The 22,640-nt window shown below is 68.0% G+C and carries 19 protein-coding genes; 14 read left to right on the forward strand and 5 right to left on the reverse strand.

What is annotated here, in order from left to right; translation table 11 throughout:
* Nucleotides 1-72: 72 nt before the first annotated feature.
* Nucleotides 73-1,386 carry a phytase gene (locus ACQPYM_RS24645; protein ID WP_433004226.1) on the reverse strand — a complete coding sequence of 438 codons (1,314 nt, stop codon included), beginning with the start codon at nucleotides 1,384-1,386 and terminating at the stop codon, nucleotides 73-75.
* Nucleotides 1,387-1,549: 163 nt separating this feature from the next.
* Between ACQPYM_RS24645 and ACQPYM_RS24650 the strand changes: the two genes are divergently transcribed.
* The 14 genes from ACQPYM_RS24650 (at nucleotide 1,550) to ACQPYM_RS24715 (ending at nucleotide 18,925) form a co-directional block, all read left to right on the forward strand.
* The gene (locus tag ACQPYM_RS24650; protein ID WP_433004229.1) at nucleotides 1,550-2,737 is read left to right on the forward strand and encodes an ABC transporter substrate-binding protein; all 1,188 of its coding nucleotides are present in this window, start codon (nucleotides 1,550-1,552) and stop codon (nucleotides 2,735-2,737) included.
* 42 nt (nucleotides 2,738-2,779) lie between these two features.
* Entirely contained in the window at nucleotides 2,780-4,627 is a 1,848-nt protein-coding gene (locus tag ACQPYM_RS24655) for an ABC transporter permease (protein ID WP_433004232.1), read from the forward strand.
* Between the two features lie 3 nt (nucleotides 4,628-4,630).
* Nucleotides 4,631-5,776 (forward strand): ABC transporter ATP-binding protein, encoded by a 1,146-nt coding sequence (locus ACQPYM_RS24660; protein ID WP_433004235.1) that lies wholly within the window; start codon nucleotides 4,631-4,633, stop codon nucleotides 5,774-5,776.
* A complete protein-coding gene (locus ACQPYM_RS24665) occupies nucleotides 5,764-6,525 on the forward strand; it encodes an HAD family hydrolase (protein WP_433004238.1) in 762 nt (253 codons plus the stop codon). The genes ACQPYM_RS24660 and ACQPYM_RS24665 overlap by 13 nt, the downstream gene beginning before the upstream one ends.
* A 22-nt stretch (nucleotides 6,526-6,547) precedes the next feature.
* Nucleotides 6,548-7,396, forward strand: coding sequence for an inositol monophosphatase family protein (locus ACQPYM_RS24670; RefSeq protein ID WP_433004241.1), 849 nt, complete (start codon nucleotides 6,548-6,550; stop codon nucleotides 7,394-7,396).
* On the forward strand, nucleotides 7,393-8,202 hold the full coding sequence (locus tag ACQPYM_RS24675; RefSeq protein ID WP_433004244.1) for an HAD-IIB family hydrolase: 810 nt from the start codon (nucleotides 7,393-7,395) through the stop codon (nucleotides 8,200-8,202). Before ACQPYM_RS24670 ends, ACQPYM_RS24675 begins: the two co-directional genes overlap by 4 nt.
* 255 nt (nucleotides 8,203-8,457) lie before the next feature.
* A complete protein-coding gene (locus ACQPYM_RS24680; protein WP_433023375.1) occupies nucleotides 8,458-9,468 on the forward strand; it encodes a LacI family DNA-binding transcriptional regulator in 1,011 nt (336 codons plus the stop codon).
* Nucleotides 9,469-9,558: 90 nt separating this feature from the next.
* Nucleotides 9,559-10,881 carry an ABC transporter substrate-binding protein gene (locus tag ACQPYM_RS24685; protein WP_433004247.1) on the forward strand — a complete coding sequence of 441 codons (1,323 nt, stop codon included), beginning with the start codon at nucleotides 9,559-9,561 and terminating at the stop codon, nucleotides 10,879-10,881.
* Entirely contained in the window at nucleotides 10,878-11,753 is an 876-nt protein-coding gene (locus ACQPYM_RS24690) for a carbohydrate ABC transporter permease (protein ID WP_433004250.1), read from the forward strand. The genes ACQPYM_RS24685 and ACQPYM_RS24690 overlap by 4 nt, the downstream gene beginning before the upstream one ends.
* Nucleotides 11,750-12,628 carry a carbohydrate ABC transporter permease gene (locus ACQPYM_RS24695; RefSeq protein WP_433004253.1) on the forward strand — a complete coding sequence of 293 codons (879 nt, stop codon included), beginning with the start codon at nucleotides 11,750-11,752 and terminating at the stop codon, nucleotides 12,626-12,628. Before ACQPYM_RS24690 ends, ACQPYM_RS24695 begins: the two co-directional genes overlap by 4 nt.
* 11 nt (nucleotides 12,629-12,639) lie before the next feature.
* Entirely contained in the window at nucleotides 12,640-14,871 is a 2,232-nt protein-coding gene (yicI, locus tag ACQPYM_RS24700) for an alpha-xylosidase (protein ID WP_433004256.1), read from the forward strand.
* Nucleotides 14,864-16,804, forward strand: coding sequence for a beta-galactosidase (locus ACQPYM_RS24705; protein ID WP_433004259.1), 1,941 nt, complete (start codon nucleotides 14,864-14,866; stop codon nucleotides 16,802-16,804). The genes yicI and ACQPYM_RS24705 overlap by 8 nt, the downstream gene beginning before the upstream one ends.
* 156 nt (nucleotides 16,805-16,960) lie before the next feature.
* A complete protein-coding gene (locus ACQPYM_RS24710) occupies nucleotides 16,961-17,653 on the forward strand; it encodes a glycoside hydrolase family 12 protein (protein ID WP_433004262.1) in 693 nt (230 codons plus the stop codon).
* Nucleotides 17,654-17,911: 258 nt separating this feature from the next.
* A complete protein-coding gene (locus ACQPYM_RS24715) occupies nucleotides 17,912-18,925 on the forward strand; it encodes a LacI family DNA-binding transcriptional regulator (protein ID WP_433004265.1) in 1,014 nt (337 codons plus the stop codon).
* On the opposite strand, the gene ACQPYM_RS24720 is transcribed toward ACQPYM_RS24715, so the two are convergent.
* From ACQPYM_RS24720 to ACQPYM_RS24735, 4 genes are read right to left on the reverse strand one after another with little or no spacing between them, the layout of a single operon-like run.
* Nucleotides 18,912-19,721: an ABC transporter ATP-binding protein gene (locus tag ACQPYM_RS24720; protein ID WP_433004267.1), complete on the reverse strand. Its 810-nt coding sequence runs from the start codon at nucleotides 19,719-19,721 to the stop codon at nucleotides 18,912-18,914. The two genes, ACQPYM_RS24715 and ACQPYM_RS24720, sit on opposite strands and share 14 nt — an antisense overlap.
* Nucleotides 19,718-20,692, reverse strand: coding sequence for an ABC transporter ATP-binding protein (locus tag ACQPYM_RS24725; RefSeq protein ID WP_433004270.1), 975 nt, complete (start codon nucleotides 20,690-20,692; stop codon nucleotides 19,718-19,720). The genes ACQPYM_RS24720 and ACQPYM_RS24725 overlap by 4 nt, the downstream gene beginning before the upstream one ends.
* Nucleotides 20,689-21,633 (reverse strand): ABC transporter permease, encoded by a 945-nt coding sequence (locus tag ACQPYM_RS24730; RefSeq protein WP_433004277.1) that lies wholly within the window; start codon nucleotides 21,631-21,633, stop codon nucleotides 20,689-20,691. Before ACQPYM_RS24730 ends, ACQPYM_RS24725 begins: the two co-directional genes overlap by 4 nt.
* 15 nt (nucleotides 21,634-21,648) lie before the next feature.
* Complete coding sequence (locus ACQPYM_RS24735; protein WP_433004280.1) at nucleotides 21,649-22,638, reverse strand: ABC transporter permease; 990 nt, start codon at nucleotides 22,636-22,638, stop codon at nucleotides 21,649-21,651.
* Nucleotides 22,639-22,640: the final 2 nt, after the last annotated feature.

Raw genomic sequence — 22,640 nt, forward strand, 5'->3', positions numbered from 1 at the left:
GCCGGTGCACAAAGTGGGGGGTGGGGTGGCGTGGCGTGTGGGTTCGGGCACACACCACGCCACGTCAGGGGGTCAGTCGTCGAGACCTGTTTCGTCGGCCACGTCGTCCCAGCTGACGAACTTGAAGTTGGTGTTCGCCCGCGGTTCGCCGTCGTCACCGATCACGTCCGGCGCGTTGAAGCCGTCCTGCACGACCAGCAACCCGTCCGGATAGTTGCTCCCGAACGACGCGCTCGAGACCATCGCCCCGTCGCACTCCTCGGAGCCGTCGACCGAACTGCCGGCCGCGATCCGGAAGTTGGTCAGGTACGGGTTCGATCCCTCACGGTCGTAGGCGACGAAGGTGTTGTCGCCCTGGCTCGAAGCGAGCAGGTAGCCCTCCCCGTCACCGTCGTCGAAGATGGTCAGCCCTTCGACGTCGGCGGACACGTGCTTCCCGCCGTACCCCGGGTCCGCGCCGGCCGTGCACTCGTCCTCCTCGGCGTCATAGGTCCCGGGGATGCCGAACTCGCGCACCTTGTCGACCAGCGTGGGTGAGCCGATCAGGTTGGCGTTCAGCTTCCAGATGCCGACATCCTCCTGCCCGGCGTACAGCTTGCCGGTGCTGGTGTCGACGACCATGCCCTCGATCTGCGGTGTCGTACCGGGCTCGTCGCAGGGTGACCACTTGGTGCCGTTGGGCAGGGTGAAGCTGGTGGGCAGGGTGTAGCTGCGCACTGCCGTGTAGTTGATCGAGGCACCGACCACCTTCAGCTCGACGAGCTTGATCGTGCTGTTGTTGCGCCGGCTGGCGATCGCGTAGTGCTTACCGGTCGCGCGATCGGTGTAGGCCGCCAGCCCGTACGCCGTGTTCTGGTCCTCCACCTCTTCCTCGGTGGCCGAGAAGAGGCGGGGTACCGTGGTCGCCGTGATGTCGGTCAACGGTGCGGTCGGGTTGTTCGGGTTGATCCGGTAGGTCCGGATCCGGTCCCGGCCGCGGTCGGAGACCACCGCGACATCGGCCTTGCCATCGGCGAACCGCACACCGGTGAGCACGTCGACGTTGTTGAAACGGCCGGTCTCCAAGCCGGGCGCGGGCGCGTCAGGCACCGGCAGCGCCTGGACCTGGGCGCCGGACAGGCTGTAGACCTTCAGGCCACCTTCCTTGGCGGTCGTGATGACCAGGCTCTTGGCCGGGTTGGCGTTGTTCCGCCAGATCGCCGGGTCGTCGGCGTCGGCGTTGCCACCGGCGTCGTCGTCGAACTGCGCCGGTGTCTCGGTGACGGCTTCGATCGAGGCGATCGTCGTCGTGGCACCGGCCGGGAGTCCGATCGCCGGGGTGGCGAGCAGGGCCAGACCGGCGCCGAGCGCCACCGGTAGTCGGAGAGAGCGTCGGGGGATGAGCACCGTTACCTCCAGAGTCGGGCGGTACAGCTGAATGGTGCTGGAACGTATACCACTATGTCCTTACTTACAATGGTTGATCCTTATGTCTTGACATATTGACATAATCGCGTGAGCCTTTCAGCACGCCGTGGCCTTCCGCCCGGTCAGATCCAGGAGGTAGCTCATGACCAGCCGTACCCACTGCCTGCTCGCGACCGGGGTTCTCGCCACCCTGGCAGCCGTCGGTTGCGCTCCGTCGACGTCCACCACCGGCGCGAACGGACCGGGCGGCACCAGTACCGAGAACGCGGCCGGCGAGCCCGTGATCGACAAGGACTTCAACCTGGCCGCCCTGACCGCGGCGGCGAAGGCCGAAGGCACCGTCACCGTCTACGACAGCACGGGTGACATCAAGAAGGTGGCCGAGGCCTTCCAGGCGAAGTACGGGATCAAGACCACCGGGGTGAAGTCGGACGTCAGCGACACGCTGGAGAAGATGACGCGGGAGGCGCAGGCCAAGAACGTGACGATCGACCTCACCCTGTACGAGAACGGCCCGACGCTGGTCGGCCAGCTGCTGCCGCAGAAGACCGTGTACACGTGGATCCCGGCCGACCTGGCCGACCAGATCCCCGCGGAGAACCGCAATCCGCTGCTGGTGCTGTCCAAGGCGAACGTCTGGATCTACAACCCGACCGTGTTCCCGAAGGGCTGCCCGGTCGACAACCTGTGGGACCTGACCTCGGCGGAGTGGAAGGGCAAGGTCACCCTGCAGGACCCGCTCGGCAAACCCAACATCGTCGAGTGGTTCAACCAGATGGGTTCGACCTACGACGCGGACCTGCGGGCGGCATACCAGGCGAACAGTGGGCAGGACCTGACCACGACGGAGTCCTCGGCGGCCCGGGAGTGGGTCAAGCAGCTCGCGAAGAACAAGCCGATCCTGACCTCGGCCGACGACGACGTCTCGGCAGCGGTCGCCGCGCCCAACCAGACCGAGCCCCGGATCGGTCTGGTGTCGATCGCGAAGTTCCGCGACGTGGCCGGCAAGGGCTACAAGATGAAGGTCTGCGACACCCTGAAGCCGTACGTCGGTTACCAGTACCCGAAGTTCGGCGCGATCGCGACCGGCAGCAAGCACCCCAACGCGGCGAAGCTCCTCATGCACTTCGTCCTCACGGCCGAGGGCATCACCCCCGAGATGGGTTCGGGCGGGATCTCCGGCAACACCGCGGTTCCGCCGAGCAGCAACAACCCGCCCGGGCTGACCGACTGGAGCAAGCAGTTGATGAAGTTCGACTCCAGCAAGCTGCTCTCGGACTTCCGCGAAGCGCAGTCGATGCAGGACCACTGGCGTCTCAACCACCGCTGAACCGCCCAGCCCGCTGCTGCCTGATCCCGGAGGACTTCGCGCATGGCCATCACCGAAACCCGGCCCCCGACCGCTCCACCACCTGAACCCGCTCCCCGCCGCAACCGGCGCTGGCGCTACCGCCTGAGCGTCGCGCTGCACGAGCCGACCTTGCTGATCGGCATCGTGCTCACGCTCATCCTGCTCTACCTGGTGATCGCCCCGCTGGTCGCAGTACTGTCCGATGCGTTCCGGGTCCAGTTCGGCGACGAACCCAAAACGGGTCAGAGCGCGGGCGAGCTCAGCGGCTACTACCTGTGGCGGGTGTTCCGGTCGCAGGTCAGCTCGATCGTGTTCTGGCATCCCCTGGTGAACACGCTGATCGTCGCGGTCGGCGTGACCGTGCTGGCGCTGCTGCTGGGTGGAATCAGCGCCTTCCTCCTCACCCGGACGAACATCGCCGGCCGCAAGTGGCTGGCGACCGCCCTGGTCGTCCCTTACATGCTGCCGTCCTGGACCTTCGCGCTGGCGTGGCTCGCCTTGTTCAAGAACGAGCGCTCCGGCGGCCAGGTCGGCATCCTGGAAGCCCGCGGGATCAGTACGCCGGACTGGCTGGCGTACGGTGCCGTACCGATCATCATCTGTCTGGGCCTGCACTACTTCCCGTTCGTCCTCCTCCTGTTCGGCAACGCGTTGCGGCGGCTCGACTCGCAACTGGAGGACTCGGCGCGCATCCTCGGCGCCGGCCGCCGAACCGTGCTCGGCCGCATCACCCTCCCCTTGATGTTGCCCTCACTGTCGTCGTCCACCCTGCTGGTGTTCGGGCGCATCCTCGGCACCTTCGGTACGCCGTACATCCTCGGCCTGCCGGTCGACTTCACCCTGCTCTCGACCTCGCTGTTCGCCTCGGTGCGCAACCACGAGCCGGGCATCACCGCGGTCATCGCGACCGTCATCGTCGTGATCGGTGTTGCCGTCGTCGTGGCCGACGCGCGGCTGCTCCGCGAACAGCGCCGCTTCGTCACCGTCGGCGGCAAGGGTGCGATGGACCGGCTCATCGAGCTGGGACGCTGGCGCTGGGCGGCCTTCACTGTTGCCCTGAGCATCTTCTTCTTCAGCGTCGTGGTTCCGGTCCTCACCCTGGCACTGTCCACGGTGACGGTGACGCCCGGCGTCTTCAAGGCCGACAACTTCACGCTGAAGTACTGGCTGGCCGAGGATCTGCCGGACGCGCCCGGCTTCCCGCACGGTCTGCTGCGCGGCACGGAACTACTCGACGCGGCCTGGAACAGCTTGCGCATCGTCGGCCTGGCCTCGCTGATCTGCGGCCTGGTCGGGCTGCTGATCGGGTACGTCGTGGTCCGCTCCGACGGCTCGCGGATCGCGTCCATGCTGCGGCAGGTGAGCTTCCTCCCCTACCTGGTGCCGGGCATCGCGTTCGCTGCCGCCTACCTGTCGCTGTTCGCCGTCCAACGGGGTCCGATCCCGGCCCTGTACGGATCGGTCACGCTCCTGGTGATCGTGATGGCCGTGACCCATCTGCCCTACGCGTCCAGGTCCGGGATCAGCGCGATGACCCAGCTCGGCCGGGAACCCGAGGAGGCCGCGCAGATCACCGGCGCCGGCTGGCTCACCCGGGTCCGGACCGTGGTCGTCCCGATCCAGCGCGGCTCGCTCGTCACCGGCATCGTGCTGCCGTTCATCTCCGGCATCAAGGAGCTGAGCATCGTGATCATGCTGACCACCACCGGGACCCAGCTGCTCACCACGCTGTCCATCAACCTGATCGACTTCGCCTACGACCAGATGGCCAACGCGGTCGTGCTGGTGATCGCGCTGGTCGCCTTCCTGGCCACCTATCTCACCCAACGACTGACGCGGACGAGTCTCGCGTCCGGACTCGGAGGCTAGCCCGTGCCCACCATCACCCTGCAAGCAGTGAGCAAGTCGTACGGCGTCGGGCCGCTGGCCGTCGACAACCTCGACCTCACCATTCCGGACGGCTCCTTCACCTGCCTGCTCGGCCCGTCGGGCTGCGGCAAGACCACCACACTGCGGATGATCGCCGGGCTGGAGCACCCGACCGAGGGCTCCATCACGGTCGGCGACCGGGTCCTGGATTCGGTTGCCCAGGGCACCTTCGTACCGACCGAGCGGCGCGGGATGGGACTGGTGTTCCAGAACTACGCGCTCTGGCCGCACCTGACCATCCGCCGCAACGTCGAGTTCGGGCTCCGGGTCCAGAAGGTGCCGGCCGCCGAGCGCAGAACCAGGGTCGACGCCGCGCTCGAGATGATGCAGATCAGCCAGGCCGCCGAACGCTACCCCTCCCAGCTGTCCGGCGGTCAGCAGCAGCGGGTCTCGCTGGCCCGGATGCTCGCGGTCAATCCGTCGGTGCTGCTGCTCGACGAGCCGTTGTCGAACCTCGACGCCACCCTCAGGCTGGAGATGCGGGCCGAGCTCAAGAAACTGCACGAGGAGACCGGGCACACGATCGTCTTCGTCACCCACGACCAGCTCGAGGCGATGACGATGGCGACCCAGGTCGCGGTGATGAAGGACGGCGTACTCCAGCAGCTCGCCCCACCGATGGACGTCTATCACCGGCCCGCGAACACCTTCGTCGCCGCCTTCGTCGGCAGCCCGCCGATGAACCTCGCGCCGTGCGACGCCGACGACGGCTCACTGGGCGGCCTGGCCCGCCGGTATCTGATGCTGACCCAGACCCGCGCGCTCGACGCCGTCACCACGATCGGCGTTCGCCCCGAGGCTGTCCGGGTGGTCGAGCCCGGTCACCTCGGCAGCGAGAAGGAGTGGGTGTTCGAGGCGCGAGTCCGCGCGGTCCTCCCGACCGGAGCCGCCTGGACCGTCTCGGTCACCGTCGGCTCGACCGACCTCTACCTGGTCTCCACCGACGAGGTGGCCGCCACCACCGGCGACGTACTGCGCTGTGCGGTGAAGCGGACGGCGATCCACCTGTTCGATGCCGAGGGCAACCGTCTCGAACTGGGCACGGACCGGGAATCGGTACGGAACGAGGCCGCTCAATGGATCAGCTGACCCGACCCGCGGCCCTGCTGCTCGACTTCGGTGGCGTGCTGGTCTCGACCACCAGACGAGCGGACTGGTCGAGCGAGCTCGCCGCCGAGCTGCACGAACAGCTGCGGACCTACGAGCTGAGCGTCGACGAGATCCGCAGCGACCTCGAGGCGGGTGCGGCTGCGGACTCGGCGTGGAAGAACGCGATGTCTCGGCCGGCCGCTCCGCGCGAGCTGACCCATCGCGAATACTGGGCCGACTTCGTCGCCGCCGACTGGCCGGCCGCACCGCGGGCCTGGGTGATCGCGCACGCGACCGCACTGTGCAAGCGACTGGGCGAAGTACGCCAGGACCGCGCCCATCGTGACGGCATCCCCGAACTGCTCGACACCGCCGCGGATGCCGGTATTCCGGTCGCGGTGGTGAGCAACGCACTGAGTGGTGCCGTCCACCGCGACTACCTCGATCGCACCGGGCTGGTGAAGCACCTCGCTCTGCAGGTCTACAGCGACGAGGTCGGCCTGCGGAAGCCGAACCCGGAGCTGATCCTGCTCGCCACCCGCGCTCTCGGCGTACCGGTCGAACAGACCTGGTACGTCGGCGACAACTTCGACCGGGACGTCGTCTGCGGCCGCCGCGCCGGCGCCGGCAGCGTGATCCTGATGGAGGCGCCGGGGACCTACGACCGCCCGTACGTCGTCCGCGCCGTCCCCGACGCGGTCGTGCCGGGTGCCGGCGAACTCCGGTCCCTGCTGCTCGCCACCCTCTGACCGAACCCCACAAGGGAGACTCATGACCGCCACACCAGGCACTGCCGCACGTCCCGGACCGGATCGCGCAGCCTCCCAACGGCTCCGGTCGGTCGCCACCGAGGCCGTCCAGCTCGTCGCGCCCGGCCTCGCCCGAGCCTTCCGCGGCTTGATGGACATCGACTACAAACGCGACCAGCACGACCCGGTGACGGAGTACGACCGGCAGGCGGAGAAGACGATCGCGGAGTTCCTCACCGGCGAGGTCCCCGGCAGCAGTGTCGTCGGCGAGGAGGACGGTGTCCGGACCGGCAGCGGCGGGGTCACCTGGTACGTCGACCCGATCGACGGTACGGCGAACTTCGCGCACGGCCTGGCCTTCTTCTGTATCTCGATCGGGGTGGTCGTCGACGACGAGATCGTGGCCGGCGCGATCCTCGACCCGATCGCCGGACACCTCTTCACTGCCGACCTCACCGGCGCCTGGCTCAACGGTGAGCCGCTGAACTCCCGCGGTGTCTCCGCCGAGGCCCGGGCATTGCTCATCACCAGCTATCCCAACGCCCGGGCGGTTGCCGAGGACGGCACCGAAGGGCTCGGGTTGTACGGCGAACTCGTCGCCGGGTACGGAACAGTCCGCCGTACCGGCAGTGCCGCTCTCAGTCTTTGCCATGTCGCCGCGGGCTGGGCCGATGCGGCCATGGGCACCTCGGTGAGCGCCTGGGACATCTGCGCGGCGCAACTCATCGTCACGCGGGCCGGTGGAGAGTATGTCGGGTTCGGCGGCACCGGGTGGGACCAGCCCCGGTACGCCGCGCACACTGCCGATCTCGATCCCACGGTGCTCCGGCAGTTCGTCACCACCTATCGAGCCGGTCAGGCGGACGGGTGAGCACGCGACTGACGTATTCGTGGCTGGTCACCGATCTCGACGGCACCTTGGTGGATCGCGATCTCGAGATCCCGGTGCGCAATGTCGAGGCGATCGAACGCTACCGGGCGGCCGGCGGAACGGTGGTCATCGCCACCGGGCGGAACGAGCACTCCGCCGCGCGGTACCACGCGCAACTCGGCCTCGACACTCCGCTCATCCTCTACAACGGCGCGCGCATCACGAACCTTGCCACCGGCAACCGACTGCTCGACCTGACCCTGGGCGACGCCTGGCCGGTGATCCGCGACCGCAGTTTGCCGCTGCTCCCGGCGACCGTGGGTGCCGTCGCCTTCCAGGACCTCGACGCGTACGTCGTCAAGCCGGCACCGGCCCTGACCGAGTACGCCGGCCGCGACCAGATCGAGTTGAAGACGTCGAGCCCAGCCGGCTCACCGACCAAGCTGATGCTGATCGCCGACTCCCCCGGTGATCTCGTGGAAGTCGCCGACCTGATCACCGCCGTCACCGGTGACGTCCGGCTGGTCAGGTCGGAGAAGACCTATCTCGAGGTCCTGCCGGCGAACGCCGACAAGGGCAGCGCGCTGCGGACTCTCGCCGGCCTCGAAGGCGTCCACCTCGACCAGGTCGCCTCGATCGGCGACAACCCGAACGACCTAGAACTGATCCAGACCGCCGGCCTCGGCGCCGCGGTCGCCGACGCCCACCCCGACCTCCTCCGCATCGCCGACCTGGTGGTCGCCAACTGCACCGACGCCGCCGTAGCCGACCTCATCAACCACCACCTCCTCCTCCCCCACCGCTGACCCGCACCCCGCGCCCGAGCGCCCCAAGTCCCAGCCATTTCGGCGGTCCACCGCCGAAATGGTGGGTTGCCACCCCTGGTTACCGGGTGGCAACCCACAAGCCCGGGGGTTGACCGCCGAAATGGTGACGGAGGAGGTGGGTGGTGTGTGCGTGGCGGTCCGGGAATTTCGACTCTTGACGGTCTTCGTCCGGTGCCCTAGCTTTTGTCGAAACGCTTCGTCGAAGCGTTTCGACAGGAGGTGGGCGTGGCGACCATGACGGACGTCGCCCGGCGCGCCGGGGTGTCGGTCAGCACCGTCTCGTACGTGCTCACCGGGGCCCGGCCCATCTCCGAGGCGACCCGGGACCGGGTGCTCGCGGCGATGGCCGAGCTCGACTACCAGCCGAACGCGATGGCGCGCGGGCTGGCCAGCCGGCGGAGCAACATCGTCGGCCTGCTGCTCCCGCTCAGCGGCCGCGGACTGGGCGCCACCGAGACCGCTTTCGTCACCGGCGCGACCGAAGCCGCCAGAGAAGCCGGCTACCACCTGATGCTGTGCCCGGTCGGCACCGGCGACGCCGACGAACTACAGACCCTCGCGACCCAGCGCCTCCTGGACGGCTTCCTGGTGATGGAGGTCAAACTGACCGATCGCCGGGTCGAGCTGCTCCGCCGGCTGGAGTCGCCGTTCGTCCTGATCGGCCGGACCGAGGACACCACCGGACTGGCCTGTGTGGACATCGACTTCGAGCAGACGGTCGACGGCGCGGTCGCCCATCTGGTCGGGCTCGGCCACCGGGCGATCGCCTACGTCAACCACTCCGAAGCCAGCCTGGCCAGCGGTTACGGCCCGGCGCAACGCACCGCCGAGGCCTTCGCCAGCGCACTCGAGCGGCACGGGATCACCGGCGTAATGGTGCCCAGCGAGGACACGGCCAGCGGAGGCCGGCTGGCGATCCGGCAGGCGCAGGAGCTGTGCCCGGAGCTGACCGGCGTCCTGGTGATGAACGAGAACGCGGCGCTGGGCATCCTCACCGAGCTGCGCGAGACCGGTCGCGACGTCCCCCGGGACGTCTCGGTGGTGTCGATGGTGACGTCGGAGATCGTCGCCGACCTGGCCAGTCCCCCGCTCACCGCGATGACCTCGCCGGGTGCCGCCCTCGGTGCCGCCGCCACCCGGGTCCTGCTCGGCCGGCTCGGCGAGAGCGTCAGTACGACGTACCAGGAGTTGTTGCCCTGCCTGCTGGAAGTCCGCGGCACCAGCGCCAGAGCCCGCACGAAGTAAACCCGCCCGAAAACAGGGTCCGCCGCCGCGTTGCAGCGCGGCGGCGGACGAGAACCCACTGGACATCCACCCGTTCGAAGGAGCACACCCATGCGGATTCCCCGCACCATGATCTCAGCGGGGGCGGCGATCGCATCGCTCGCCCTCGTGCTGGCCGGCTGCAGCGGCGGCGAGGGCAGCGATACTGAGGCCGGTGGCGACACCGGGACCGGCACGCTGAAGCTGTGGCACTACGAAAGCGCCAACGGGGCGATGGGCAAGGCCTGGGACAAGGCCATCGAGGTGTTCAAGACCGAGCACCCCGGCGTCACCGTGCAGTTCGAGCGCAAGGCGTTCGAGCAGATCCAGCAGAACGCGTCGATGATCCTCGCCTCCGACCAGGCGCCGGACCTGATGGAGTACAACAAGGGCAACGCCACCGCCGGCCTGCTCAGCTCCAAGGGCCTGCTCACCGACCTGAGCGACGAGGCCGCAAGCCGCGGCTGGGACAAGGCCCTCAGCCCGAGCCTGCAGACCACCGCCCGGTACGACGAGAAGGGCGTGATGGGCTCCGGTAAGTGGTTCGGGATCCCGAACTACGGCGAGTACGTGACGGTCTACTACAACAAGGCCCTCTTCAAGCAGTACGGCGTGGCCGTGCCGAAGACGCTGGACGAGATGACCGCCGCGATGGACACCTTCGTGGCCAAGAAGGTCACCCCGCTGGGCATGGCCGGCGCGGAGTACCCGGCCGGTCAGCTCTACTACCAGCTCGCGCTGTCGAAGGCCGACCGGACCTTCGTCGACAACTACCAGCTCTACAAGGGCGCCGTCGACTTCAAGGCGGACCCGCTCAAGTACGGCGCGGACACCTTCCGCCAGTGGGTCGACAAGGGCTACATCTCCAAGCAGTCGGCCAGCCTGAAGGCCGAGGACATGGGCACCGCGTTCATCGCCGGCAAGACGCCGATGATCGTCAGCGGCTCGTGGTGGTACGGCCGGTTCGCCACCGAGATCAAGAAGTTCGAGTGGGGCACCTTCCTGTTCCCCGGCAACAAGCTGAATGCGGGCTCGTCCGGCAACCTGTGGGTCGTTCCGGAGCAGTCGAAGAACAAGAAGCTCGCCTACGACTTCATCGACATCACCATGCGGCCCGAGATCCAGACCATCATGGCCAACAACGGCGGCGTCCCGGTCAAGGCCGATCTGACCAAGGTGACGGACCCGAAGAACAAGGAACTGATCGCCAACTTCGACGCGATCACCAAGGACGACGGCCTGGCCTTCTACCCCGACTGGCCGGTGCCCGGGTACTACGACGTCCTGGTGGCCGGCGGTCAGTCGCTGATCAACGGCTCGAAGAGCCCTGACCAGGTGCTCGCCGACCTCGGCAAGGCCTACGACCAGGGTGTCCAAGAAATCAAGAACGGATGACCCGGGGCAAGGCAGGCTACTGGTGGTACCTGCTGCCCGGAGCCGTCGCCTTCACCGCCGTCATCGCGATCCCGTTCGGCACCAACCTCTACCTGTCGCTGACCAAGTGGTCGGGCATCGGGGAACCGCGCTGGATCGGCCTGGACAACTACACCCGGCTGCTGCAGGACGACGTCTTCTGGACGTCGTTCCGCAACACGGCGGCGATGGTGATCGCGATGGTGGTGGTGCCGACCCTGATCGGGCTGGTGCTGTCGGCAACGTTGTTCGACGTCATCGGCCGCCGGTTCGGGCCGAAGACCGCCTCCTTCCTGCGGGCCACCTTCTACCTGCCGCAGGTGCTGCCGGTCGTCGTGGCCGGCATCCTGTGGGGCTGGCTGTTGCGGCCGGACGGCGCGGTCAACGCGATCGGCACGGCGATCGGGTTCGGCGAGCACGACTGGCTCGGTGATCCGTCGACCGCGCTGCCGATGGTGATGCTGGTGATGATCTGGGTCCAGATCGGCTACCCGGTCGTCATCTTCATGGCCGCCCTGCAGCGGGTCGATCCCGACCTGTACGAGGCCGCGGAGATCGACGGCGCCGGCTGGTTCCGCCGGTTCCAGGCGATCACCCTGCCGCAGATCCGGCCGGAGACGTTCGTGGTCACGCTGACCTGCACGATCGCCGCGCTGAAGGTGTTCGGGCCGATCTGGGCCCTCACCCGCGGCGGCCCGAACAACGCCACCACCGTGCCGTCGTACTTCGCCTACAACGCGTTCTTCAACAAGCTCCAGGTCGGGTACGGCGCGGCCGTGGCGACCGCGCTGACGCTCGTCATCGTTGTCGTCAGCATCGGCTTCCTCAAGGTGCAAGGCAGGTCGGAATCATGACCACACTGACCCTCACGCGGAGCCGGGTGACCCGCAGGGATCCAGACCGCTACAAGCAAGGCGCGGCGCGCTGGATCGTCCTGCTACTCGTCGGCGTGACCGCGCTGCTGGTCCTGGTGCCGTTCGCGATCATGCTGATGAACGCGTTCAAGTCCCCCACCGACTACTCGAGCAACGGGCCGCTGGCGTGGCCCGAGTCGTTCCAGCTGGACGGGCTGAAGACCTACTGGCAGCAGGTCCGCTTCGAGGGCAAGCTGCTCAACTCGATCATCATCTCCGGGTCCGTCGCGGTGCTCGGCGTCGTCCTGTCGCTGCTGAACGCGTACGCGCTCGGCATCGGCCGGGTCCGCGGCCGGATGTGGCTCGTCGCGCTGTTCCTGATGGCCAACATGATCCCGCAGGAAGCCCTGGTCTACCCGCTGTACTCGATGGCGAAGGAGCTCGGCCTCTACAACAGCAGGCTCAGCGTGATCATCATCTTCACCGTCATCCAGAGCGCGTTCGGGACGTACCTGCTCGCCTCCGTGCTCGGCACCTTCCCGAAGGCGCTGCTCGAGGCGGCGGCGCTGGACGGCGCGAGCCGCTGGACGACGCTGTGGCGGGTGGTCGTACCGACGGTCCGGCCGACCCTGTCGGTGCTGCTGATCTTCTTCTTCATCTGGACCTGGAACGAGTTCTTCATCCCGCTGGTGATGCTGATCGACAACAGCACCCAGACCGTGCCGCTCGCCCTCGCCTCGTTGCAGGGCGACCGGCTGATGGACGCCACCACCACGAACGCCGGGGCGCTGATCAGCCTGCTCCCGACGGTCGTGTTCTTCCTGATCTTCCAGCGCACCTTGACTCGCGGCGTCACCGTCGGCGCGGTCAAGTAGAGAGGCAGTCGATGAAGTTCACAGACGGCTACTGGCAGTTGCGTCCGGGCCTGACCCGGTTGCGCCCGGCCGCGGTCGAGAGCGTCGAGAGCACCGAGCGCTCGCTGGTCGTGTTCGCGCCGGCCAAGCTGATCGTCGGTCGCGGCGACACCCTCAACCAACCGCTGTTCACGGTCACGTTGACCTCACCGGCGGCGGGCGTGATCGGCGTCCGGATCCAGCACCACAGCGGTGGGGTGCCACCGCGGCCGGCGTTCGCGCTGACCGGCGAGGACGACCATCCGGTGAAGGTCGAGATCGACGACGAGACGGCCCGGCTGACCAGTGGCGACCTCACCGCGGTGGTCAAGCTCGACGGGCCGTGGGATCTGCGCTTCGAGCGGGACGGGCGGGTGCTGACCGACTCCTCCGCCCGCAGTATCGGCCTGATCACCGACACCGACGGCCGGCAGTACGTGCACGAACAGCTCGCCCTCGGCGTCGGTGAGACCGTCTACGGTCTCGGTGAGCGGTTCGGTCCGCTGGTGAAGAACGGCCAGGTGGTCGACATCTGGAACGCCGACGGCGGCACCTCCAGCGAGCAGGCCTACAAGAACGTCCCGTTCTACCTGACCAGCGCCGGCTACGGCGTACTGGTGGACACCCCGTCGAAGGTCTCGTTCGAGGTCGGCTCCGAAGTTGTCTCCCGCAACCAGTTCAGCGTGGAGGGACAGGAGCTCTCGTACTACGTCATCAGCGGCCCGACGCCGAAGGACGTGCTGCGCCGGTACACCGCCCTCACCGGCCGGCCCGCCCGGGTGCCGGCCTGGTCGATGGGGCTGTGGCTGTCCACGTCGTTCACCACCGACTACAACGAACCGACCGTGACCGGCTTCGTCGACGGGATGGCCAGCCGCAACCTGCCGCTCAGCGTCTTCCACTTCGACTGCTTCTGGATGCGGCAGTTCCACTGGTGCGACTTCCTCTGGGACCCGGAGGCGTTCCCGGACCCGGCCGGGATGCTGAGCCGGCTGAAGGAGCGCGGCCTGCGGATCAGTCTGTGGATCAACCCCTACATCGCCCAGCGGTCCGCGCTGTTCGAGGAGGGCCGCGAACTCGGCTACCTGCTGAAGCGGACCGACGGCTCGGTCTGGCAATGGGACCTGTGGCAGGCCGGGATGGCGATCGTCGACTTCACCAACCCCGACGCGACGGCCTGGTTCCGGGCCAAGCTGCAGGCGCTGCTCGACCTGGGCGTGGACTGCTTCAAGACCGACTTCGGCGAGCGGATCCCGACCGAGGACGTGGTCTGGTTCGACGGGTCCGACCCGCAACGCATGCACAACTACTACCCGCACCTCTACAACAAGGCCGTCTTCGACCTGCTGCGGGAGAACCGCGGCGACGGCGACGCAGTACTGTTCGCGCGGTCCGCGACGGTCGGCGGCCAGCAGTTCCCCGTGCACTGGGGTGGCGACTGCGAGTCGACCTTCGAGGCGATGGCCGAGTCGCTGCGGGGCGGGCTGTCGCTGGCGTCGTCCGGCTTCGGTTACTGGAGCCACGACATCGGCGGCTTCGAGGGAACTCCTGACGCCGCGGTCTTCAAGCGCTGGGTCCCGTTCGGCCTGCTGTCGTCGCACTCCAGGCTGCACGGATCGGGCTCCTACCGGGTGCCGTGGGCCTTCGACGAGGAGGCTGTCGACGTACTGCGCAGCTTCACCCAGCTCAAGATGTCGTTGATGCCCTACCTGGCTGTCGTGGCCGAGGAAGCGCACACCGACGGTACGCCGATGATGCGGCCGATGATCCTGGAGTTCCCGAACGATCCGGGCGTCGCGTACCTGGACCGTCAGTACATGCTCGGCCCGGACCTGCTGGTCGCGCCGGTGATGAGCAAGGACGGCGAGGTCCGGTACTACCTGCCCGAAGGGACCTGGACGCACGTGCTCACCGGCGAGCAGGTCGCCGGCAGTCGCTGGATCACCCGCAGCTACGGTTTCGACGGGCTGCCCTTGCTGGCCCGGCAGGGCGCGGTCATCCCGTTCGGCGCGGTGAACGACCGGCCGGAGTACGACTGGACCGACGGTGTCGACCTGCGCTGGTACGCGCCGGCCGAGGGTGCAACGGCCCGCGTCCGTCTCCCCGGGCCGAACGGGGAGACGGCCGCCGTCATCGAGCTGACCTACTCCGGCGGCCAGGCCGAATCACGTGTGGTGGAAGGCACTTGCGGTCAGTACACGGTCTCGGTGGTGCCCGATGCCTGAGCTGTACTACGGCGGCGACTACAACCCGGAGCAGTGGTCACCCGAGGTCTGGGCCGAGGACATGGCCTTGATGCGGCGCGCCGGGGTCAACCTGGCGACGGTCGGAGTGTTCTCCTGGTCGAGCCTCGAGCCCGAGCCCGGTCGGTACGAGTTCGATTGGCTCGACCAGGTACTGGATCTCCTGCACGGCAACGGGATCCGGGTCAACCTGGCGACGCCGACGGCTTCGCCACCACCGTGGTTCAGTCTGGCTCACCCCGACGCACTGCCCGTCACGGCGGACGGCGTACGGCTGCTGCATGGGAGTCGGGACACGTACTGCGTGTGCGCACCAGCGTACCGGGAGGCGGCTCTCGGGATCGCGAGGACGCTGGGTGAGCGCTACGGCGACCACCCGGCGCTGGCGATGTGGCATGTGCACAACGAGTACGGGTCGACCTGCTACTGCGACCATGTCGCTGGTTCCTTCCGGACCTGGCTGCAGCGCAAGTACGGCGATCTGGCCGCACTGAACACGGCCTGGCTGACCGCCTTCTGGAGTCAGGGGTACTCCGCGTGGGAGCAGGTGTTCCCGCCGCGCCGGACGCAGTACCTGCCGAATCCCTCGCAAACGCTGGACTTCCGGCGCTTCCTCTCGGACGAGCTGCTCGACGCGTTCCGGGAGCAACGCGACGTACTGCGGGAGCTGAGCCCGGGCATCCCGATCACGACGAACTTCGTCTTCGGGGGCTGGGTTCCGGTCGATCACTGGCGCTGGTCGGATGAGGTCGACTTGGTTGCCATCGACCACTATCCGGACAGCGCCGGGATCGAGGCAGAACAGCAGACTGCCTTCGGTGCGGACCTGGCACGAGCCTGGGGCAAGGGCCGGTGGCTGCTGATGGAGCAGGCGGCGAGTGGGCTCCACGACCACGGGCGGGTCCAGGCCAAGGAACCTGGGCGGATGACCCGCAACAGCCTTTCTCACGTGGCCCGCGGATCCAGTGGCGCGCTGTTCTTCCAGTGGCGGGCCTCCCGCGGTGGCGCCGAGCGCTTCCACAGCGGAATGGTTCCGCACGCCGGTGCGGACAGCAGGGCGTTCGAGGAGATCGTCGAGTTCGGCGAGCTGCTGCCGAAGCTGGCCGAGGCGGATGCGGCCAAGGTCGACGCCGAGGTGGCGATCCTGTGGGACGCCGAGTCCTGGTGGGCCACCGACGGACCCGGCCTGCCGTCGTCCGAGATCGACTACCTGGCAGCGGTTCGGGCCGCCCACCGGCAGCTGTGGAACCTCGGCGTCGGCACCGACTTCGCGCATCCGACCTCCGACCTGTCGGCGTACAAGGTCGTGATCGTCCCGTCCCTGTACCTGGTCAGCGACGAGGCGGCCGAGGCCGTCAACCGGTACGCCGAGGGTGGCGGCCAGTTGCTCGTCACCTCGCTGAGCGGGATCGCCGATGCGAACGCGCAGATCCGGCTGGGCGGCTATCCGGGCGCGTTCCGCGAGCTGCTCGGGATCCGGGTGGAGGAGTTTCTCCCGGTGGGCGGAACGATCGAGTTGAACAACGGCGCGGTCGGCGAGGGATGGAGCGAACGGGTCCGGCTCGATGGGGCCGAGGCCGTCGCGCGGTACCAGGGTGGGACTCTCGACGGGCTACCGGCGATCACCCGCTACCGGAACGCCTGGTACCTGTCCACCTGGCTCCGCGACCCGGCGTACGAGTCGCTGGTCGAACAGGTCGTCCGGGCCGCGGGGGTCGAACCCTCCGGACTGCCGCGCGGTGTCGAGGTGATCACCCGGACGGCGGGCGATTCGCAGTACCGGTTCGTCCTGAACCACACGACCGACGAGGTGAGCCTTCCGTACGGCGGGCTGGACCTGGTCCGCGGCGAGACCGCTGACAAGGTCAGCGTCGCGCCGGGCGGCTGGGTGGTCCTGCGGGAAAGCGTCCGGTAACGGACAGTCAACCGTTGACTCAATATTAAAGCGCCTGTAATAGTTCTCCCAAGAGTTTTCGAAGCGCTTCGACAAAAGCTCCGCAGATTTCCCCTGCCACCGGCGGGCAACCGCCCGCCGCCGCCCCGTGGTACCGCCTCAAAGGGAGAAAGAAGCATGTCGAGATCCTGGAAACTGGTCACCGCCGTGATGACCGCGCTGGTGAGCAGCGTCGCGCTGGTGCTACCGGCGAACGCCGCCACCTGGTCGTCGTCGGACAAGTGGGGAACCTGGTCCAACGGTGGCTACACCGTCCGGAACAACATCTGGGGCGGCGGAGCCGGCCCGCAGACCGTCTGGGCCAACTCCTACAGCAACTGGGGAGTCTGGGCCAACCACCCGAACACCGGTGGCGTGAAGTCCTACCCGCACTCGGCCAAGTACATCGGCAAGCGGATCAGTGCCCTCGGGACGCTGAGGAGCAGCTTCAACGTCAACCGGCCCGGCAGTGGCTCGTACGCCACCGCCTACGACATCTGGGCCGACGGCCACGCCTACGAGATCATGCTGTGGATGAACAAGCAGGGCGCGGTCGGACCGATCGGCTCCTGGCAGGCCAGCGCTACCGTCGGCGGGCACAGCTGGAACGTCTACAAGGGCAGCAACGGCTCCAACCAGGTGTTCTCGTTCCTCCGGACCTCGAACACCAACTCCGGCACGGTCGACATCAAGGCCGTGATGAACTGGATCCGGTCCCGCGGCTGGATCGGTGACGCCACCATGAACGAGGTCCAGTTCGGCTTCGAGATCACCTCCTCGAACGGCGGGATGAACTTCACCAGCAACAGCTATTCGGTCACCTCTTCCTGACTCCTCCCCCACGTGCGGCTGTGGATCCTGGTGAACCCCACAGCCGCACCAGGGAAAGCATTCTTCGGCACCGGATGAATTACCCCTCAATTCACCGCGGATCGGGGAATTCGACCCCTGCGAACCGCGGCGGGGCGGCCGGCCCGCCCCGCCGCGGCCACACCCGCTGGGTGTGGGCCCTTGACAGGCGGGGCCGCTCACTCGACGCTGTTCTCTGACCTACCGGTCGAAGCGCTTCGACCCAGTGAGGAGACACCGATGGTGACCATCGCCGATGTGGCCCGCCATGCGGGCGTGGCGGCCAGCACGGTGTCCTACGTCCTCAGCGGCAAGCGGTCCATCTCCCCGGACACGCGGGACCGGGTGCAGGAAAGCGTACGCGTTCTCGGCTACCGGCCCAATGCCAGCGCGCGAGCCCTGGCCAGCCAGCGATCGAACGTGCTCGCCCTGGTGATCCCGTTGCGCACCGGGATGCACGTCCCGGTGATCATGCAGTTCGCGACGGCCGTCGTCACCACCGCCCGGCGGTTCGACCACGACGTCCTGCTGCTCACCGCCGACGAGGGCCGCGACGGGCTCGAACGGGTCGCGCAGAGCTCGCTGGTCGACGCGCTGGTGGTGATGGACGTCGAGCTGCACGACGAACGCGTCCCGGTCCTGCGCGAACTCTCGATGCCCTCGATCCTGATCGGCGTGCCGGCCGATACCGACGAACTGACCTGTATCGACCTGGACTTCGTCGGGGCCGGCGAGCGCTGCGTGGACCACCTCGCCGACCTCGGCCACCGCTGCATCGCTCTGCTCGGTACGCCGTCGGCCGTCTACGAGCGGCAGACCTCCTTCGCCCAACGCACCCTGGCCGGCTTCTCCGCCGCCGCCGAACGCCGCGGCATCGTCGGCGTCGAGACCCCCTGCGAGCACAGCTTCGACGCCGTCCTCGAAACCGTCGAGGAACTGCTCCGGGAGCATCCCGGCATCACCGGCCTGGTGGTCCAGAACGAGCCGATCATCGGCCCGCTCCTCGACGTACTGCGCCGGCTCGGCCGCCGGGTGCCGGAGGACATGTCGCTGATGGCCATCTGCGCCGACGACGTCGCCGAACGCCACGTGCCCCAGCTCTCGTCGGTCGCGATCCCGGCCGAGGAGATCGGCCATCAGGCGGTGGAGTCGCTGATCACCAAGCTCGAAGGCGGGCAGGTGCCGGCGATCACGTTGCTGCCACCGGAGCTGACGCCCCGCGCGAGCACCTGCCAGGCGCCTAACCAGAGCTGAGTTTCGCCAGTCTGAGCTCCGGGTTGGGCGCCGCCGCCAGCAGCAGCTTGGTGTAGTCGTGCTGGGGGTCGAGGATGACCTGGTCCGACGGGCCGCGCTCGACGATCTCGCCGCGGTACATCACCAGGATCTCGTCGGAGAAATGCCGGGCGGTGGCCAGGTCGTGGGTGATGTACAGAACCCCGAGGTTCTCCTCGCGCTGCAACTCGGCCAGCAGGTTCAGCACACCGAGCCGGATCGAGACGTCCAGCATCGACACCGGCTCGTCGGCGATCAGGATGCCGGGGCCGGGGGCCAGCGCCCGGGCGATCGCCACTCGTTGCCGTTGGCCACCAGACAGCTCGTGCGGCCGCCGCTGCGCGACCACGTCGGCCGGCGTGAGCCGGACCCGCTCGAGCAACCGGTGGACGCCCTCCTCGAGCTCGGCCGCGGTCTTGCCGTGCCCGTGCAACCGCAACGGTCGGGCCAGGTGGTGGGCGATCGTGTGATGCGGGTTGAGCGACGCGAACGGATCCTGGAAGACCATCTGCACAGTCCGCCGGTACTGCGCCAGGCCGCGGCCGCGACGCTCGATCGGCTCGCCGTCGAGCAGGATCTGTCCGGCGCTCGGTCGTTCCAGTTGCAGCAGCAACTTAGCCACCGTGGACTTGCCGCTACCGCTCTGACCGACGAGCGCGACCGTCCGGCTGGGCTCCAGCGAGAAGCTGACCTCGTTCACAGCCGTGAGTTGCCGGCCGCGCCAGCCGTCTCGCAACCGGTAGTTCTTGACCAATCCCTTGACCTCGAGTGTGCTCATCGGCTCGCTCCCCCGTCGACATCGGTGACCTGGACGGCGTCCAGGTCCAGCAACCGCTCGTCCAGCCCGGCCCGGATGAAGTCGCCGCGCTGCCCGGTCAGGCTCGGGAAGGACGCGAGCAGCTGTTCGGTGTAGGAGTGCTGGGGATTGCTGTAGACCTGCGCGGCCGGCCCGAGCTCCACGATCTCGCCGGCCCGCATCACCGCGATCCGGTCGCTGATCTCCAACAGCAGCGGCAGGTCGTGGGTGATGAAGACGACTGCGAAGCCGAGCTCGTCCCGCAACCGGGTGAGTTCCAGCAGGATCTCGCGCTGGACCACCACGTCGAGCGCGGTGGTCGGCTCGTCCATGATCATCACCTGCGGTTCGAGCGCCATCGCCATCGCGATCATCACCCGCTGCCGCATGCCACCGGACAGCTCGTGCGGATAGGACCGCAGCCGGTCGCGGTCGACGCCGACCCGTTCCAGCAGGTCCCCGCAGCGCTGCCGCCGCTCGGCCCGGCTCAGCTCCGGCCGATGGGTGGTGAAGATGTCCTCCAGTTGTGCCCGGATCGAGATGACCGGGTTCAGCGAGTTCATCGCGCCCTGGAACACCATCGAGATCTTGTCCCAGCGGAAGGCTCGCAGGTCCTCGCCGTGCAGGGCGCGCAGGTCGACGTCGTACCCCTCCCGAGAGTGGAACAGGGCACGGCCCGAGGTGATGACGGCCGGCGGCTTGAGCAGCCGGGTGATGCCGTAGGCGAGCGTGCTCTTGCCGCAGCCGCTCTCCCCCGCCAGGCCGAGGATCTCTCCCCGGCCGAGGGTGAGGTCGACGTGCCGGACGGCGTGCACGACCGTCTCGCCGAGGTAGTCGACGCTGAAGTCCTCCAGCGTCAGCACGGTGCCCACAGAGACAGGGCCCTTGGCACCCGGCCCGTTGGCCACCGGGTTCTCCGCGACGGGGCCTTCGGCAACGGCGCCGGCGCTCATCGGGCCGCCTCCTCGGTGGTCGCGATCTGGTCCTTCGACGCCGCCCAGCGCCGCCGGACCGCCCGGGTCTGGTCGCGCAGTTTCGGATTGACCAGCTCGTCGATCGCGAAGTTGATCATCGCCAATCCCGCCCCGAACAGGGTGATCATCAGGCCCGGCGGAACGAACCACCACAGGGCGCCCAGCCGGAGCGCCAAGCCGTTGCCGGCCCAGAACAGCATCGTTCCCCAGGTCCAGGAGCCACCGGCGCCCAGCCCGATGAAGGCCAGCCCGGCTTCGCCCAGGATCGCGCCGATGACCGCGAAGATGAACATTGCCGCCAGCAACGGGATCAGGTTCGGCAGCAACTCGACGAGCAGGATCCGCCAGGTCTTCTCCCCCGCGACCCGCGAGGCCGAGATGTAGTCCCGGCTGCGCAGGCTGAGGGTCACCGCCCGCAGTACGCGCGCGCCGCCGGCCCAGCTCGTCAGCGCCAGTACTCCCGCCACCAGCCAGATCCCCTTGTTCTCGACGTAGCTGGAGATGACGATCATCAGTGGCAGACCAGGCAGGACGAGCATCACGTTGCTGAACAGCGAGAACCCTTCGTCCACCCAGCCACCGATGTAGGCGCCCAGGATGCCGAAGCCGGCCGCCAGGGCCACGGCCAGCAGTCCGACCACCAGCCCGATCACCAGCGAACCGCGGGTCGCGTGGGCCAGTTGGGCGAAGACGTCCTGGCCGGTCTGGGTGGTGCCGAGCAGGTGCCCGTTGCCGGGCGGCTGCAGACCGACGTTGTCGACCCGGTGCGGATCACCGACCAGGAACGGGCCGATGATCCCGAACAACGCGATGCTTCCGCACAGGATCAGGCCCACCAGCAGCTTGGGGCCCGGCCGGCGTCGTCGGCGGCGGGTGGTCGCGGGCCGGACCGCCACCACGGGATCCGTGAGTGTGGTCATCCGGACTCCTTCCGGTCAGGCCCGCGCACGGGTGCGCGGGTCGATGAGGGCGTACAGCAGGTCGACGAGCAGGTTGGCGCCGAGCACCGAGAGCGTGATCACCAGGAAGACGCCCTGCATCAGCGCGTAGTCGTTGTTCTGGACCGCCGACATCAGCGTCATGCCGATGCCGGGGTACGAGAACACCTGCTCGGTGATGATCGAGCCGGACACCACGAAGCCGAGCGTGGTGGCGAACCCGGCCAGCGACGGGAGCACCGCGTTCCGGGCGGCGTACGTGGTCATGATCCGGCGGGGTTTGAGCCCCTTGGCCTCGGCGGTGACGATGTAGTCCTCCGACAGGGTCGAGACCATCATGTTGCGCATGCCGAGCATCCAGCCGGCGATGGACGAGATGACGATGGTGAGGGCCGGCAACGTCCCGTAGTACGCGGCACTGCGCAGGAACGGCAGGTTGAATCCCGGGGTCACGTTGTAGACGTCGTAGCCGCCGCTGGCCGGGAACACCTCGGTGACGCTGGACAACAGGTACAGCAGCACCAGTGCGAGCCAGAAGTACGGCACCGCCTGGAACATGGTGGTCACCGGGATCAGGTTGTCCAGCCACGAACCGCGCTTCCAGCCGGCTAACTGACCGAGCAGGATGCCGACCGCGAAGGAGATGACGGTCGCGATCCCCATCAGCGCGATCGTCCACGGCAGGGTCTGCCCGATCGTGGTCGAGACGGTCTGCGGGAAGTACGTCACGGAGATGCCGAAGTCACCGTGCGAGAGGTTGCGCAGATAGTCGAGGTACTGCGTGACGAGGGGCTGGTCGGAATTCGTGCCCAGCAGCAGTTCGAGGCTGCGCCGGGTCTCGGCGGAGACCGGCCCCTTCGCGGCGAGTTTGGCGATCATCAGGTCGACCGGATTGCCGGGCATCATCCTGGGCAGCGCGAAGTTCAGGGTGAGCGCTGCCCACAACGCGACCAGGTAGAAGCCGGCCTTGCGGAGGTAGTACTGCATCC

This window comes from Kribbella sp. CA-294648, from assembly GCF_050943845.1.
Lineage (GTDB): Bacteria > Actinomycetota > Actinomycetes > Propionibacteriales > Kribbellaceae > Kribbella.

Coding starts and splice junctions, on each gene's coding strand:
- ACQPYM_RS24650 (WP_433004229.1), top strand. CDS start 1,550: ATGACCAGCCGTACCCACTGCCTGCTCGCGACCGGGGTTCTCGCCACC.
- ACQPYM_RS24655 (WP_433004232.1), top strand. CDS start 2,780: ATGGCCATCACCGAAACCCGGCCCCCGACCGCTCCACCACCTGAACCC.
- ACQPYM_RS24665 (WP_433004238.1), top strand. CDS start 5,764: ATGGATCAGCTGACCCGACCCGCGGCCCTGCTGCTCGACTTCGGTGGC.
- ACQPYM_RS24670 (WP_433004241.1), top strand. CDS start 6,548: ATGACCGCCACACCAGGCACTGCCGCACGTCCCGGACCGGATCGCGCA.
- ACQPYM_RS24680 (WP_433023375.1), top strand. CDS start 8,458: ATGACGGACGTCGCCCGGCGCGCCGGGGTGTCGGTCAGCACCGTCTCG.
- ACQPYM_RS24685 (WP_433004247.1), top strand. CDS start 9,559: ATGCGGATTCCCCGCACCATGATCTCAGCGGGGGCGGCGATCGCATCG.
- ACQPYM_RS24690 (WP_433004250.1), top strand. CDS start 10,878: ATGACCCGGGGCAAGGCAGGCTACTGGTGGTACCTGCTGCCCGGAGCC.
- ACQPYM_RS24695 (WP_433004253.1), top strand. CDS start 11,750: ATGACCACACTGACCCTCACGCGGAGCCGGGTGACCCGCAGGGATCCA.
- yicI (WP_433004256.1), top strand. CDS start 12,640: ATGAAGTTCACAGACGGCTACTGGCAGTTGCGTCCGGGCCTGACCCGG.
- ACQPYM_RS24705 (WP_433004259.1), top strand. CDS start 14,864: ATGCCTGAGCTGTACTACGGCGGCGACTACAACCCGGAGCAGTGGTCA.
- ACQPYM_RS24710 (WP_433004262.1), top strand. CDS start 16,961: ATGTCGAGATCCTGGAAACTGGTCACCGCCGTGATGACCGCGCTGGTG.
- ACQPYM_RS24715 (WP_433004265.1), top strand. CDS start 17,912: ATGGTGACCATCGCCGATGTGGCCCGCCATGCGGGCGTGGCGGCCAGC.
- ACQPYM_RS24720 (WP_433004267.1), bottom strand. CDS start 19,721: ATGAGCACACTCGAGGTCAAGGGATTGGTCAAGAACTACCGGTTGCGA.
- ACQPYM_RS24725 (WP_433004270.1), bottom strand. CDS start 20,692: ATGAGCGCCGGCGCCGTTGCCGAAGGCCCCGTCGCGGAGAACCCGGTG.
- ACQPYM_RS24730 (WP_433004277.1), bottom strand. CDS start 21,633: ATGACCACACTCACGGATCCCGTGGTGGCGGTCCGGCCCGCGACCACC.
- ACQPYM_RS24735 (WP_433004280.1), bottom strand. CDS start 22,638: ATGCAGTACTACCTCCGCAAGGCCGGCTTCTACCTGGTCGCGTTGTGG.